Raw genomic sequence first — 13,034 nt, forward strand, 5'->3', positions numbered from 1 at the left:
GGCCCGGTGCGGATCATGACGTGGAACGTGTGGTGGCGGTTCGGCGACTGGCGGGCCCGGCACGAGGCGATCCTCGCCACCCTCCGGTCCGAGCAGCCCGATGTGTGCTGCCTGCAGGAGGCCTGGGCGGTCCGCGGCGGTGAGCACCAGGTCGAGCTGCTGGCGCGGGAGCTCGGCATGCACTGGGCGTTCAGCAGCTCGCCGATGCCGGGGCGCTGGCACGACCGGATCGGCGACACCACCGTCGATGTCGGCAACGCGGTGCTGAGCCGGTGGCCGATCGGTGCGACCGCGATCGGGGACCTCGGCGGCGAGGGCCGGACGGTGCTGCACGCCCGCATCGACGCTCCCGACGGTCCGGTGCCGGTGTTCACCACCCATCTGGACTCGCCGTCCGACGGCTCCGCGGCCCGGTGCGCGCAGGTCGAGCGGCTGGTGCCGTTCGTGGCCGGGCACCGAATCCCGGAGCACCCGCCGGTGCTCACCGGGGACTTCAACGCCGAGCCCGAGTCCGACGAGATGCGGCGCCTGGGCGGACACCTCACCGCGCCGGTCGTGCCGGGCCTGGTGCTGGTCGACGCGTGGCGGTACCACGGCCGCAGCGACCCAGGGTGGACCTGGGACCGCCGCAACCCGCACGTCACCTGCCACGCGACGCCGAACGCCCGGATCGACTACGTCCTGGTGGGCCTGCAAGGCCCGGGCCGCGGGTCCGTCGAGGGCGTCCACCTGGCGGGCACCGTCCCCCACGACGGCGTCTGGCCGTCGGACCACTTCGCCGTCGTCGCCGACCTGCGCTGAAGCCGGCGACGCCAGGATCAGCGTCGCCCGCATCGTCGGCGTCGACCCGGAACGCGGCCGGCTGGGCGCACCGGCCTGCGCGCCGCCGCTGCTGACCGGTCGGCTACGAGACCACCGACCGCGCGGCGACGGAGACGGCGGCCTCGGCGAACGCGCGGATGACCGGGTGGCAGCGCGAGCCGTCGCCGGCCAGTTCGGGCTGGAACAGGGTGCCCATCAGGAACGGGTGCCCCGCCAGCTCCGCGACCCGCACCTGTCCCTCGTCGTCGAAGCCGGTGAAGCGCAGCCCGTGCCTGGTCAGCTCCGGCAGGAAGGCGTGGTCCAGCCCGTACCCGCAGTGGTACCGCTCGATCGAACGCTCGACCCCGAAGACGCGCTCGGCGAGCGAGCCGGGGGTCAGGTTGACCGCGCCCTCGTGGCCGACGAGCGAGCAGGCGAGGGGGACGATCAGCTGCTGGCTGGCGTCGGGCTCGGACTCGCCGTGCCGGGCGTCGGCGATGCCGCAGACCGTGCGGGCGAACTCCAGCAGCAGGTGCTGAAACCCGCCGCACGTGCCGAGGAACGCGATGCCGTGCTCCCGGGCGACCCGCACGGCGTGCAGGGCGCCCTCCTCGCTGAGATACGGGCTGCCCGGTAGCAGCCAGACGCCGTCGAACCCGGCGAGGTCGGTCGCCGGGGCGTCGGGTGTCGGAATCCAGTACGCGTCGACGCCGATGCCGTGCTGCGCGCGGAGGACGTCGAGCAGCCCCGGAATCCGGGCGTGGGAACGGACGTGCAGGGAACGGTCGCCCACCAGGGCGATGCGGGCGGTGCGGGTCTCTGTCATCCGTCCACTGTCCCGTGACCGGCGTACATCAGTCCAACAACTGATTCGCGTAGCAGGATAAGCAATACTGATGGTGTGGATCCGCACCTGCTGCGCACGTTCGTCGCGGTCGCGAGCGCCGGGTCGTTCTCCGCCGCGGCGCAGGAGCTGGGCTACACGCAGTCCGCCGTGTCGCAACAGATCGCCGCGCTCGAGTCCGACCTGGGTACCACCCTGCTGCACCGGCGGCCGGTCGCGCCGACCGACGCGGGCGCCCGGCTGCTCGAGCACGCCGGCCCGATCCTGCTGCGGTTGAGCGCCGCCCGCGCCGACGTGATCCGCCTGTCGGGCCAGCCCGCCGCGACGGTCGTGCTCGGCGCCACGCCGTTCGCCGGCAGCGCGCGGGCCGCCGCGGTCCTCGCCGAGGTGCAGCGGGCCATGCCCCGCGTGCGGTTCACGCTGCTGCTGGCCGGCCGCGACGCGGTGGCCACCGGCGTCGCCACCGGGACGCTCGACGTCGGACTCGTCGACGGCGTGACGGCGCCCAGCGACCCGTTGCCGCTGCCCGACGCAGGGCAGTTGGCGGCGTCGGTACTGGCGGAGTCCGCCGCCCTGGTCGCCTTCCCCACCGGCCACCCGCTCGCCGGCCGCGCATCCGTCGGCCTCGCCGACCTGTCCGACGCGACGTGGATCGACGCGCCCGACGTCGCCACGCCACTGCCGCAGCTACGGGCGCTGGCGCACAGCGGCGGGTTCCGTGAACGGTTCACCTACCAGGGCACCGACACCGGCGGGCTGCTCGCGCTCGTGGCCGCGGGTGCGGGCCTGGCGCTGCTGCCCGGCCCGCTGACCCACCCGGGCGTCGCCGGCGTCCCGGTGACAAGACCGCGACTCGTGCACCGCACGGAGCTCGTCCACGGCTCGCTCACCCCACCGGCCCGCGCCCTCGCCGAGGCGCTGCGACCCTGACCTGTCCCGCCGCGCGGACCCCGGCCCTCGTCGCGCCGGCCGCTTGTTCGCCGCATGGCCATCGGGCCGTCAACGGCTCACTCCGCCGGCCCGCGTCCTCGCTGAGGCGCTGCGATCCCTGACTCGTTTCGCCGCGTGGACGCCGGTCCTCATCGTGCCGGCCGCTCATCCCGCCGCATGGCCGTCGTTGCACCGGGCGTGCGGTCGCCGCGCCGGTTGGTCGAGATGATCGTCGTGTCGGGTCTGCCGCCGTCGCACGGGCGTCGGTCGTCGTTGCACCGGGATTGCAGCCGCCGCGGCGGTTGGTCCAGGCCGTCGGTGCCGCGGGGGCCGTTCCGTGCCGCACAGGGCACCGACAAGCCGCAAGGTCAGGCCGTCGTTGCGTGGTACACGCGCCGATGCCGCGAAGGGGTCAGTCGTCGCCGGCGACGGTGAGGTGGGGTTCGGTGCCGGCGCAGGTCACCTCGGCGCGCACGTCGCCGCCGCCGCTGCGCGCCTTGAACCGCAGCGACGCGACCGCCGCCGGTCCCCGCTGCACGTGGTCGGTCTCGAAGCCCGAGTTGGGTGTCCACGACCGCAGTGTGACCAGACCCACGTCGCACACCGCGACGATCGTCCCGGCCGAGGTCGTCAGGGCCCGAACGACCCCGCCCCCGGCCGTCGTCGGGCTCGCCGACTGACCCGGCGTCCCGTCCGGCGTGACCGGTGGTGTGGCCGGTGACGCGGCCGGGCCCGTCGTGGCGCCGGCCAGCAGCGCGTCGACCTTGGCCTCGCTGTACGGGGTGTCCGACGTGCCGAAGATGCCCTGCCGCATCGACCCGACGGCGCCGGTCGCCACGGCGGTCGCAACGGCCACGGTCGCCAGCCACGCGCCGCCCGCGAGGGCCCACCGGCGGTGCAACGTCGTCCACATGCACACCACTATCCACCGCCGATGGCTAAGGCATGGTTAACCTCTGGCTATGGCGAAGGTGCTGCTCGTGGAGGACGACGGGACCATCCGCAGTGGCGTCGTGCGCGCGCTGACCGAGCGGGGGCACGTCGTCGTGCCCGCCGCGACCGCGATGGACGGGCTCAAGCTCGCCGTCGCGGAGGCGCCGGACGTCGTCCTGCTGGACCTCGGCCTGCCCGACCTCGACGGCCGGGAGGTGCTGCGGATGCTGCGGGCGGTGAGCCGCGTGCCGATCATCGTGGTCACCGCCAGGCGCACCGAGGGCGAGATGGTCCGCGCCCTGGACGCCGGCGCCGACGACTACGTCGTGAAGCCGTACGGTGCCGAACAGATCGACGCCCGGATCCGCGCCGTGCTGCGCCGCGCCGACGGCGGACCGTCCGCACCCGAACGGGATCCCGCGCTCGACGTCGACGGGGTGCGCATCGACCCGCGGGCCAGGACCGCGACGCTCGACGGCGCGCCGCTGGACCTCACCCCGCGCGAGTTCGACCTGCTGTACCACCTGATGACCCGCGCCGGCGAGGTCGTCGGCAAGCGCGAGCTGCTCACCGAGGTGTGGCAGGTGCCGTACACGACGGCCGACAAGACCGTCGACGTCCACCTGTCGTGGCTGCGCCGCAAGCTGGGGGAGACCGCCCAGGAGCCGCGCCGCCTGCACACCGTCCGCCGCGTCGGCGTCAAGTTCGGGCTGCCGCGGTGAGGTGGCGCCTGGCGCTGCTCGTCGCGGCCGCGATGACGCTGGTGCTGCTCGCGTTCCTGGTCCCGCTCGCGCTGCTGCTGCGCGGCGTCGCCGCGGACCGGGCCGTCTCGGTCGCCATGACGCAGGCGCAGTCCCTGGGCATTCTCGTGGCCACCGCCGACCCGCAGTCGCTGCGCCTCGCCGTCGAGCAGCTCAACGTCGACCCTTCGCGGCCGGTCAGCGTGTACCAGCCGGACGGCGCCGTCGTGGGCCCGTTCACCGACCAGACCCCGGCGGTGCGGCTCGCCGCCCGGACCGGCAGCTTCTCCGTCGAGCACGCCGCCGGTCGCGAGGTCCTCGTCGCCGTCCAGGGCCTCCCGCAGGGCACCGCGGTCATCCGGGTGTTCGTCCCGCTGGCCGAGCTGCGCCAGGGCGTGACCCGCGCGTGGCTGGTCCTCGCGCTGCTCGGCGCCGGCCTGCTCGCCGTCGGCGTCGCCGTCGCGGACCGCCTCGCCGTCATGGTCGTGCGCCCGATCCGTTCCCTGGCCGCGGTGTCCGACGCGCTCGCCGGCGGCGACCTCGACCGCCGGGCGCCGGCGTCGTCGGGGCCGCCGGAGGTCCGCGCGGTCGCCGCCGCCCTCAACCACCTCGCCGCCCGCATCCGCCACCTCCTGCAGTCCGAACGCGAGCGCGTCGCGGACCTCTCGCACCGCATGCGGACCCCGATGACCGCCCTGCGCCTGGACGCCGAAGGCCTGCGCGACCCCGCCGACGCCGACCGCATCCTCGCTCACGTGGCCGCCCTGGACCGGGCCGTCACCACCGTCATCGAGGACGCCCGCCGCGAGCGTGACGTGCCGTCCTGCGACGCGACCGCGGTCGTCGCCGAACGGGTCCGCTTCTGGACCGTGCTCGCCGAGGACCAGGGCCGCCCGGTCGAGACGGACCTGCCGGCCGGCCCGCTGCCCGTCGCGGTCTCCGCCACGGAGCTGGCGGCGTGCGTCGACGCCTTGCTGGGCAACGTCTTCGCCTACACGGAGGAGGGGGTGGCCCTGGCGGTCACGCTGGACTCCCGCCGCGTCCTCACCGTCCAGGACGCCGGAGCCGGCTTCGACCCGTCCGCGGGCGCCCGTGGCGTCAGCAACGCGGGGTCCACCGGTCTCGGTCTCGACATCGCCCGCCGTACCGCGGAAACCGCCGGCGGAACCCTCACCGTCGACCGCTCACCCCTCGGCGGCGCACGGGTCACGGTGACGCTGGGCGCGTTAACCGAACCTTAGGGTTGCCACAGGCCTCCGCTATCGCCGCGCCCGGCACCGTGGTCAGTGCAAGCACAGCACAACCACGGAGGTGTGTACGACATGCGCAAGCTCATCATCATCACCGCGACCGTCACGACGGCCCTCGCCATCGGCGGCACGGCCCTGGCCGCGTCAGGCCCGTCGAACGACGGCCGTCCCGCCCGGGTTTCGGCGTCGCCGTCGACCGACGACAGCGCCTGGCCGTCCCCGTCGATGTCCAGCGACGACCCGACCGCGTCCCCGTCGGCATCGATGGACGACCACGGCCACCACCCGTCCGCCTCGGCCTCCCCGTCCGCCGACGACCACGGCGGCAACCGCACCAGCGGCTCCGGCAACTCGGGCAGCGGCTCCGGGAACAGCGGTAGCGGCGGCTCGGGCAGCGGCCACCGCGGTGGGGGCTCGGACGACGGCCCGGGCCACGACGTCGGCGACGACCACGGCAGCGGTGGCCACGGCTCGGACGACGGTGCGGGCCACGATGTCGGCGACGACCACGGCAGCGGTGGCCACGGCTCGGACGACGGTGCGGGCCACGACGCCGGCGACGACCACGGCGGCCGCCGCTGACCCACCCGGCCACACCCCCGTCGGCGCCGCTCACAGCCAGCGGCGCCGACGGCCGCGGTGCGGGCGTGCCGCACCGGCCGGGGTCGGTCGGCGGGCTCGCTCATGAGAGACGGCTTGCCGCCGTGTCCCACATCGCAGGACGGCGTCGCTCGTGTGAACGCCGCGAATGGCGATCTCCGCACGCGGGTTGCGGCGGTGCGGCGGGGGAGTCATCCCAGAGAACGGGACGGAACGGCGGACGAGGGTGGGGGAAGGGCGGCGCGGTGTTGGCTTCGTGGGGGATGGTTGCGATCATGGTCCGGTGACCCTGCTCGATGACGACACGCTCGCCGGCTCGTCAGTGGTGGCCAACTCCGCGATGAACCGCGGGCGCGGGCTCGCCGGGGTCGACAGCTATGACCGCGAGCTGGGGTTCAACCCGGTCGACGCGCTCCTGCCGCTGGTGTCGGTCACGGGGACCGCGGACACCGTCGCGTGGCTCGACCTGTGCTGCGGCACGGGGCGGGCGCTGGTCGAGGCGGCCGCCAGGCTGGACGCCGCCGGTGTCGGGGAGCGGGTCCTCGTCCACGGGGTGGACCTGGTCGACATGTTCGACCCGGCGCCGGACGTGCCGTGGCTGCGGCTGACCACCGCGTCGGTGGCCGACTGGAAGCCGGACCGGCGGTACGACCTCATCACCAGCGTGCACGGCCTGCACTACGTGGGCGACAAGCTCGGCCTCCTGGCGAAGGCGGCGGGCTGGCTGACCGGCGGTGGCCGGCTCGTCGCGGACATCGACCTGGACAGCGTGCGGCTCGAGGACGGCCGGCCCGCCGGGCGGCGGCTCGCCACGCACCTGCGGGACGCGGGGTTCAACTACGACGGCCGCCGCCGCAGGATCGGCCGGGACGACCGTGGTGACGTCGCGCTGCCGTACGAGTACCTCGGGGCCGACGACACGGCGGGCGCCAACTACACCGGCCAGCCGGCGGTCGACTCCTACTACCGTCGGGTGTCCTGACCGCCGACCTGCAAGTGACTTGCGAGCACGGCCAGGTGGGTCTCCCGGGCGGCGGTGTGCCGCTGCAGGCCCTCGCTGGTGAGCGTCACGAAGACGCCCCGCCGGTCGGCCTCGCACAGCGCGCGCGACACCAGGCCGCTCTTCTCCAGCCGCGCGACCGCCCGTGACAGGGCGCTCTGGCTGAGGTACATGTCGGCGGCGAGGTCCTGCATGCGGCGCTTCTCACACTGCTGCGCGACGAGCCGGTCGAGGATCTCGAACTCGCTCATGCTCAGCCCGTGCGTCTCCGACAGGGCGCGCTCCAGATGGCTCGCGACCTCGTTGTAGCTGGTCAGCAGCGAGCGCCAGTGCTCGATCAGCGCAGCCTGCGACGTCATGCCGCGCATCCTACTCCGGAACCACATCCCGATGCACCCACATTAAATGCAACAGCAATTAGTGCGTGGACATTGAATGCGCATGCATCTAGTGTCCGTGCCGTGACTACGACACTCCCGGCCCCAGGCACGACCATCGCGCCGGAGCCCCACGCGACGATGACCCCGCGGCTCTGGGGGATCCTCGCGGTGCTCTGCGCCGTGCTGTTCCTCGACGCCCTCGACGTGTCGATGGTGGGCGTCGCGCTGCCGTCCATCGGCGCCGAGCTCGGCCTGTCGACCACCTCGCTGCAATGGATCGTCAACGGGTACGTCCTCGGCTACGGCGGCCTGCTCCTGCTCGGCGGGCGGACCGCCGACCTGCTCGGCCGGCGTCGCGTGTTCCTCGTCGCGCTCGGCGTCTTCGCGGTCGCGTCCCTCGTCGGCGGCCTCGTCGACGACGGCACGCTGCTCATCGCCACCCGCTTCGTGAAGGGCCTCGCCGCCGCGTTCACCGCGCCGACCGCCCTGTCGATCCTCACCACCACGTTCCACGAGGGGCCGGCCCGCAACCGCGCGCTGTCGGTCTTCTCGGTCTTCGGCGCCAGCGGGTACAGCTCCGGGCTGATCCTCGGCGGGCTGCTGACCAGCGTCGGCTGGCGGTGGACGTTCCTCATCCCGGTGCCGCTCGCCATCGCCGCGCTGGTCGCGGGCCGCGTCCTCATCCCCAGGGATGAGCCGGCCCACGGCGGCGGGCACGACCTTGCGGGCGCGGCCACCCTCGTCGGCGGCATGCTCCTGGCGGTCTACACCGTCGTGTCCGCGCCCGACCGCGGCTGGCTCGACCCGGTGACGCTCGCCTCCGCCGTCGTCGCCGTCGCGCTGCTGGCCGGGTTCGTGCTCATCGAGCGGCGCGTCGCGCACCCGCTCATCCGCCTCGGCATCCTGCGGGTCGGCTCGATCGTGCGCGCCAACGTGAGCATGGTGGCGCTCTTCGGGTCCTACCTGAGCTTCCAGTTCATGATGACGCTGTACCTGCAGAGCGTCCTGCACTGGTCGCCGCTGCGGATGGCGCTCGCACTGCTGCCGGCGGGCCTGCTGGTCGCGTTCGGCTCGCCCTTCGTCGGCCGGCTCATCGACCGCTACGGCACCCCGCGCCTCATCGTCGCCTCGATGCTGTCGATGAGCCTGGGCTACGGCTGGTTCCTGCTCACCGCCGGCAGCGCGCCGCACTACCTGCTCGCGATCCTGCCGGCGATGCTGCTGCTGGGTGGCGGTTTCGCGTTCGGGTTCAGCTCGATCATGGCCCAGGCGACCGACGGCATCGCCGACGAGGAGCAGGGGCTCGCCTCCGGACTGGTGCAGAGTTCCGGCCAGGTCGGCGCGGCCCTCATCCTTGCGGCGGTCACCGCCCTCGTCGCGACCGGCGGCGACGCGGGGGCGGGCGCCGGCGACTTCACCCAGTTCCACCCCGGCGTCAACCTCGTCACCGGCGTCGCGCTCGCCGGGCTCGCCCTGAGCCTGGTGCCGGTGCTCTCCGGGCGTCGCGGCCGGCACGCGTGATGCGACACTTGCCGCTGTGACGAAGGCATACGGCATCGGCCCGGTCGGCGGCGAGTTCGTCCGGGCCGATGCCGGCTGGCCACCGCCGCTCGTGGCGGCGTGCGGTCACGTGGCCGGATCGGCGGCGTACGAGCTCGACGCCGCGGCGCTCACCGCGGTCATCGAGAGCTCGGACCCGGATGACGTCGCCGCACTGCGCTGGCTGGAAGGCGACCGCGTGCTCGCCGCCCTCATCGACGACCTCGCCGCTGTGCCGGCCGTCCCGGCGGACCGGGCGGCGTGGGTGGAGCAGAGTCCGCCGGGCGGGCAGGGCGTCGACCCTGACGTGGCACGGCTGGCCGCGCAGCTGCTCGTGGGGCGGGTGGAGAACGCCGACGGCACGACGACGCTGTGGCGGCCCGTCGGCCCGGAGGAGCTGCGGCTCGTCGAGGCGGCCGACTGGCGGCGCTGGCCGGCGCGGCTGGCCGATCAGCCGATCTTCTACCCGGTCCTCAACGAGGAGTACGCCACGCAGATCGCCCGGGAATGGAACGTGCCGGCGTCCGGGGTCGGGCACGTGACGCGGTTCCGGGTCGAGACGGCGTTCGCCCGGCGGTACGTCAGCCGGCGTGCGGGCGGCGGGACCGTGCTCGAGCTGTGGATCCCCGCCGAGGACGTCGACGCCCTCAACGAGCATCTCGTCGGCGTGATCGAGGTCATCGGCACCTACACCGGTTGACGCCGCAAACCGCTTGCACGCGGATCGGCGAGGGTGTGGTCTTGAGGCGTGGATGCCCAGCGGGTGCTAGCCCTGTTCGATGAGAAGATCCGCCAGGAGCCCGGGGCCGGCGCCGGCTCGGTCGTGGAGCGTGAGCCCGGCATCGTGCGGGTCGTCTCCTCCAGCGACGGCTGGCACGGCATCTCCTGGTGCGACCTCAACGGCCTCGACGCCGACGCGGTCATCGCCGCGCAGATCCAGCGGTTCGGCCGGCTCGGCCAGCCGTGGGAGTGGAAGCACTACTCGCACGACCGCCCCGCCGACCTGCCCGGGCGGCTCCTCGCCGCCGGGTTCGAGCCCGGCCCCGTCGAGGGCCTGCTCTTCGCCGAGGTCGCCGGCCTTCCCCTCGAGGTGACGCTGCCCGCCGGCACGCGGCTGGAGCCCGTCACCGACGCGGCCGGGGTCGACCTGGTCGTCGCGGTCCACGACGAGGTGTTCGGCGGCGACCACTCGAGCATCGGCAAGGATCTCACCGCACGCCTCGCCGACCGTCCCGGTGAGATCGCCGCCGCCGTCGTCATGGCCGGTGACCGGCCCATCTGCGCCGGTCGGGTCGAGTTCCACGGCGGCACCGGCTTCGCCAGCCTGTGGGGCGGCGGCACCGTCGCCGACTGGCGCGGGCGTGGCGTCTTCCGGGCGCTCGTCGCCCACCGCGCCGCCCTCGCCGCCGCGGCCGGCTACCGGTACCTGCAGGTCGACGCGTCCGCCGACAGCCGCCCGATTCTCCGCCGGCTCGGCTTCCAGCAACTCGCCACCACGACGCCGTTCGTCCACAACCCCTGAGCCCGACTCGGGGCGACACCGGACAGATCAGCGACCTTCGCCCCTGGCCGCCCGCTCGTTCGGCCGCAGGCACCCGGTGCGTCCGGGCTGGATCGCCGTCGGCCTGCTGGCCGGCGCCGCCCGCTCGTTCGACCTGGCCTCGCCATAGGCTGACGACGAACGCCGCGCTCAACGAACGCCGCGCTCAACGAGGCCGCGGGGCCGCCGCGCCAAAGGTGGTCGCGGGGACGGCGCGCTCGATCAAGGCCGCGGGAGCGATAGGTCGCTTGGCGTGACGCGGAGAAGCGGCGGAGGCGACGCCGGACAGTCGGTCAGGCGGTGGGTCGTACAGCGGCGATCACAGCAAGCAGGTCAGCGTGGGTGATCGGGGACGGGGGCCGGCCCTGGCGCGCCTCGTCCATGGCCTTGTCGAGCTGGGCGCGGCGCAGCGCCTCCTTGAAGTCCGCGCCGGTCAGGCCGGTCGCCGCGGCGGCCAGAGCAGGCACGTCGACGTCGTCGGCGAAGAGGCGGAAGCCGCCGACCTCGTGCCGGGTGATGAGGCGGCGCAGCAGCTTCCCGAGGATGTCGGCGCGGGCGGCGGGGCCGGGCGGCGGCACCGCCAGCTTCAGGTCGAAGCGGCCCGAGCGGATCAGCGAGGCGTCGACGCGGTCGGGGAAGTTGGTGGTGGCCACGACGATGACGTTGGGGTTGTGCTCGATGAGGGTGTTCATCTCCTGCTTGAAGATGCCGGCCACCGCGTTGATCATCTGGCCGGCGGCGTCGAAGGCGGCGCCGGTGTAGCTGATGATCGAGTCGAACTCGTCGAAGAGCAGGACGGTCGGGTGGTCGAGGCGGCGGGCGTCGGCGAAGATCCGCTGGATGTTCTTCTCGGAGTTGCCGACCCACTTGTCGAGGATCTCCGGGGTGCGGATCTCGCGCAGCTCGCCGCCGATCTCGTTGGCCAGGGCGCGGGCGAGCATCGTCTTGCCGGTGCCGGGCGGGCCGTAGAGCAGGATGCCCTGCGGCCTGGTCGCGCCCCAGCGGGCCATGACCTCGGGGTGGCGGAAGGACACGGCCACGTCGCGGAACTGCGCCACGACCTCGTCGAGCCCGCCGACGTCGTCGAGGCGCACGGCCTCGGAGTCGGTCAGCGAGGGCTGCTGCAAGGCGGGGCTCACGGTCACGGGGTCGGTCGCGCCGGTCAGCTCCATCACGGCGAACACCAGCGACGCCAGGTCGGCCGAGCGCAGCACCAGGTCGGGGCCGTCCTCGACGACGGTGACGGTCGGGTCGGGCACGGTCGTGGGGCGGTCCTTGGCGGTGCGGGCCAGGCCGACCGCGATGACCGCCCCGAGCACCGCGCCGGGCAGGCCGAGCAGCCGGAAGAGGGCCCCGCCCGTGGCGCCGCCGACGAACGCCCGGGCGAGGCCGGGCAGGTTCACGAAACCGCGGGACCAGCGGGCCGTGTACCCGTCGGGGCCGGCGGTCAGGACGATGCCGCGGTCCGGCAGGTCGTGCCCGATCGGGCCGTCGGTGATCAGGTGCGCGTCGATGATGCGCAGCGACCGGCCCGACGCCTCGACGAGCTCGATCTCCGGCCGCAACTGCATTCTTCGAGTCTGCCACGCAGCCGGACAGGCGGCACCGCGACGGAGAAGGCGTGGCTTGGGGAGACAAAAAGGGGATACTGGACAGGCCTAGACATGAAACATCTCCGGAGTATGGTGCCGGAGATAGTGAGAGGGGGGCCATGCTCGCCCACTTCAACGATCTGCCGCCGGCCGCGGCGCAGGAGGCCCTGCTGGCCTGCTGCGCGTCGCCCGGCTGGGCCGCCAGGGTGGCCGGCCACCGCCCCTATCCGACATCCGCCGACCTCATCGTCACCGGCGTCGCCGAGTTCGACGCGCTGAGCTGGCCGGACCTTGCCAACGCCCTCGCCGCCCACCCCCGCATCGGCGAGCGCCCCGAGGGCGACAGCGAGGAGGCCGCCTGGTCGCGCCGCGAGCAGTCCGAAGTCCAGGGATCCGCCGAGCTCGCCGAGGCCAACCGGGTCTACGAGGAGCGCTTCGGCCACCTGTTTCTGATCTTCGCCAGCGGCAGGAGCGCGCCGGAGATCCTCGCCGAGGCCCGCGGCCGGCTCGGCAACGACGAGGAGACCGAGCGCCGGGTCGTCCGGGGCGAGCTGCGCAAGATTGTGGAGCTGCGCCTGGAACGGCTCGTGGTATGAGCTTCTCCACCCACGTGCTGGACACCTCCAGAGGGCTTCCGGTGGCCGGCGTACCGGTGTGCCTCGAAACTCCTTCGGGACCGCACGACGGGGTGACCGACACGGACGGCCGATGGCGGTTCGACGCGCCGCTCGAGGCGGGCCGGCACCGCTTGGTCCTGCGGACGGAGTTCGCCTCCGACTTCTTCCCCGAGGTCGCGATCGTCTTCACGGTCGCCGATGAGCGGCACCACCACGTGCCGCTGCTGCTGAGCCCGTACGGGTACTCGACCTACCGGGGGAGCTGACC

The 13,034-nt window shown here is 73.8% G+C and carries 15 protein-coding genes; 11 read left to right on the plus strand and 4 right to left on the minus strand.

Features of this window, described 5'->3' with window-relative positions; all coding sequences use genetic code 11:
* Window positions 1-15 precede the first annotated feature (15 nt).
* A complete protein-coding gene (locus ABZ321_RS19660) occupies window positions 16-801 on the plus strand; it encodes an endonuclease/exonuclease/phosphatase family protein (RefSeq protein ID WP_344502808.1) in 786 nt (261 codons plus the stop codon).
* Window positions 802-904: 103 nt separating this feature from the next.
* On the opposite strand, the gene ABZ321_RS19665 is transcribed toward ABZ321_RS19660, so the two are convergent.
* On the minus strand, window positions 905-1,627 hold the full coding sequence (locus ABZ321_RS19665; RefSeq protein WP_344502715.1) for a hypothetical protein: 723 nt from the start codon (window positions 1,625-1,627) through the stop codon (window positions 905-907).
* 75 nt (window positions 1,628-1,702) lie between these two features.
* Here ABZ321_RS19665 and ABZ321_RS19670 point away from each other — a divergent pair, with 75 nt between their 5' ends.
* Window positions 1,703-2,575, plus strand: coding sequence for a LysR family transcriptional regulator (locus ABZ321_RS19670; RefSeq protein ID WP_344502714.1), 873 nt, complete (start codon window positions 1,703-1,705; stop codon window positions 2,573-2,575).
* Window positions 2,576-2,987: 412 nt separating this feature from the next.
* On the opposite strand, the gene ABZ321_RS19675 is transcribed toward ABZ321_RS19670, so the two are convergent.
* Complete coding sequence (locus ABZ321_RS19675; RefSeq protein WP_344502712.1) at window positions 2,988-3,488, minus strand: hypothetical protein; 501 nt, start codon at window positions 3,486-3,488, stop codon at window positions 2,988-2,990.
* Between the two features lie 49 nt (window positions 3,489-3,537).
* Between ABZ321_RS19675 and ABZ321_RS19680 the strand changes: the two genes are divergently transcribed.
* From ABZ321_RS19680 to ABZ321_RS19695, 4 genes are all read left to right on the plus strand, one after another.
* The gene (locus ABZ321_RS19680; RefSeq protein ID WP_344502711.1) at window positions 3,538-4,230 is read left to right on the plus strand and encodes a response regulator transcription factor; all 693 of its coding nucleotides are present in this window, start codon (window positions 3,538-3,540) and stop codon (window positions 4,228-4,230) included.
* A complete protein-coding gene (locus ABZ321_RS19685) occupies window positions 4,227-5,489 on the plus strand; it encodes a HAMP domain-containing sensor histidine kinase (RefSeq protein ID WP_354893011.1) in 1,263 nt (420 codons plus the stop codon). The genes ABZ321_RS19680 and ABZ321_RS19685 overlap by 4 nt, the downstream gene beginning before the upstream one ends.
* 81 nt (window positions 5,490-5,570) lie before the next feature.
* Window positions 5,571-6,080 (plus strand): hypothetical protein, encoded by a 510-nt coding sequence (locus tag ABZ321_RS19690; protein ID WP_354893014.1) that lies wholly within the window; start codon window positions 5,571-5,573, stop codon window positions 6,078-6,080.
* Between the two features lie 301 nt (window positions 6,081-6,381).
* Window positions 6,382-7,080 carry a methyltransferase domain-containing protein gene (locus ABZ321_RS19695; protein ID WP_344502708.1) on the plus strand — a complete coding sequence of 233 codons (699 nt, stop codon included), beginning with the start codon at window positions 6,382-6,384 and terminating at the stop codon, window positions 7,078-7,080.
* On the opposite strand, the gene ABZ321_RS19700 is transcribed toward ABZ321_RS19695, so the two are convergent.
* The gene (locus tag ABZ321_RS19700) at window positions 7,062-7,457 is read right to left on the minus strand and encodes a MarR family transcriptional regulator (protein WP_354893016.1); all 396 of its coding nucleotides are present in this window, start codon (window positions 7,455-7,457) and stop codon (window positions 7,062-7,064) included. The two genes, ABZ321_RS19695 and ABZ321_RS19700, sit on opposite strands and share 19 nt — an antisense overlap.
* A 102-nt stretch (window positions 7,458-7,559) precedes the next feature.
* On the opposite strand from ABZ321_RS19700, the gene ABZ321_RS19705 reads away from it, so the two are divergent.
* The 3 genes from ABZ321_RS19705 (at window position 7,560) to ABZ321_RS19715 (ending at window position 10,539) form a co-directional block, all read left to right on the plus strand.
* Window positions 7,560-8,999, plus strand: coding sequence for an MFS transporter (locus ABZ321_RS19705; protein WP_354893018.1), 1,440 nt, complete (start codon window positions 7,560-7,562; stop codon window positions 8,997-8,999).
* Between the two features lie 361 nt (window positions 9,000-9,360).
* Window positions 9,361-9,717 (plus strand): hypothetical protein, encoded by a 357-nt coding sequence (locus tag ABZ321_RS19710; protein WP_344502807.1) that lies wholly within the window; start codon window positions 9,361-9,363, stop codon window positions 9,715-9,717.
* A gap of 63 nt (window positions 9,718-9,780) precedes the next feature.
* Window positions 9,781-10,539 (plus strand): GNAT family N-acetyltransferase, encoded by a 759-nt coding sequence (locus ABZ321_RS19715; RefSeq protein WP_354893020.1) that lies wholly within the window; start codon window positions 9,781-9,783, stop codon window positions 10,537-10,539.
* A gap of 311 nt (window positions 10,540-10,850) precedes the next feature.
* On the opposite strand, the gene ABZ321_RS19720 is transcribed toward ABZ321_RS19715, so the two are convergent.
* Complete coding sequence (locus ABZ321_RS19720) at window positions 10,851-12,128, minus strand: ATP-binding protein (RefSeq protein ID WP_354893023.1); 1,278 nt, start codon at window positions 12,126-12,128, stop codon at window positions 10,851-10,853.
* A gap of 140 nt (window positions 12,129-12,268) precedes the next feature.
* Between ABZ321_RS19720 and uraD the strand changes: the two genes are divergently transcribed.
* Both uraD and ABZ321_RS19730 read left to right on the plus strand, forming a co-directional pair.
* Entirely contained in the window at window positions 12,269-12,745 is a 477-nt protein-coding gene (gene uraD / locus ABZ321_RS19725) for a 2-oxo-4-hydroxy-4-carboxy-5-ureidoimidazoline decarboxylase (RefSeq protein ID WP_344502703.1), read from the plus strand.
* A complete protein-coding gene (locus ABZ321_RS19730) occupies window positions 12,742-13,032 on the plus strand; it encodes a hydroxyisourate hydrolase (RefSeq protein ID WP_344502702.1) in 291 nt (96 codons plus the stop codon). The genes uraD and ABZ321_RS19730 overlap by 4 nt, the downstream gene beginning before the upstream one ends.
* Window positions 13,033-13,034: the final 2 nt, after the last annotated feature.

The sequence above is a fragment of the Dactylosporangium sp. NPDC006015 genome (assembly GCF_040614215.1).
In the GTDB taxonomy this organism is placed as follows: Bacteria; Actinomycetota; Actinomycetes; order Mycobacteriales; family Micromonosporaceae; genus Dactylosporangium; species Dactylosporangium maewongense.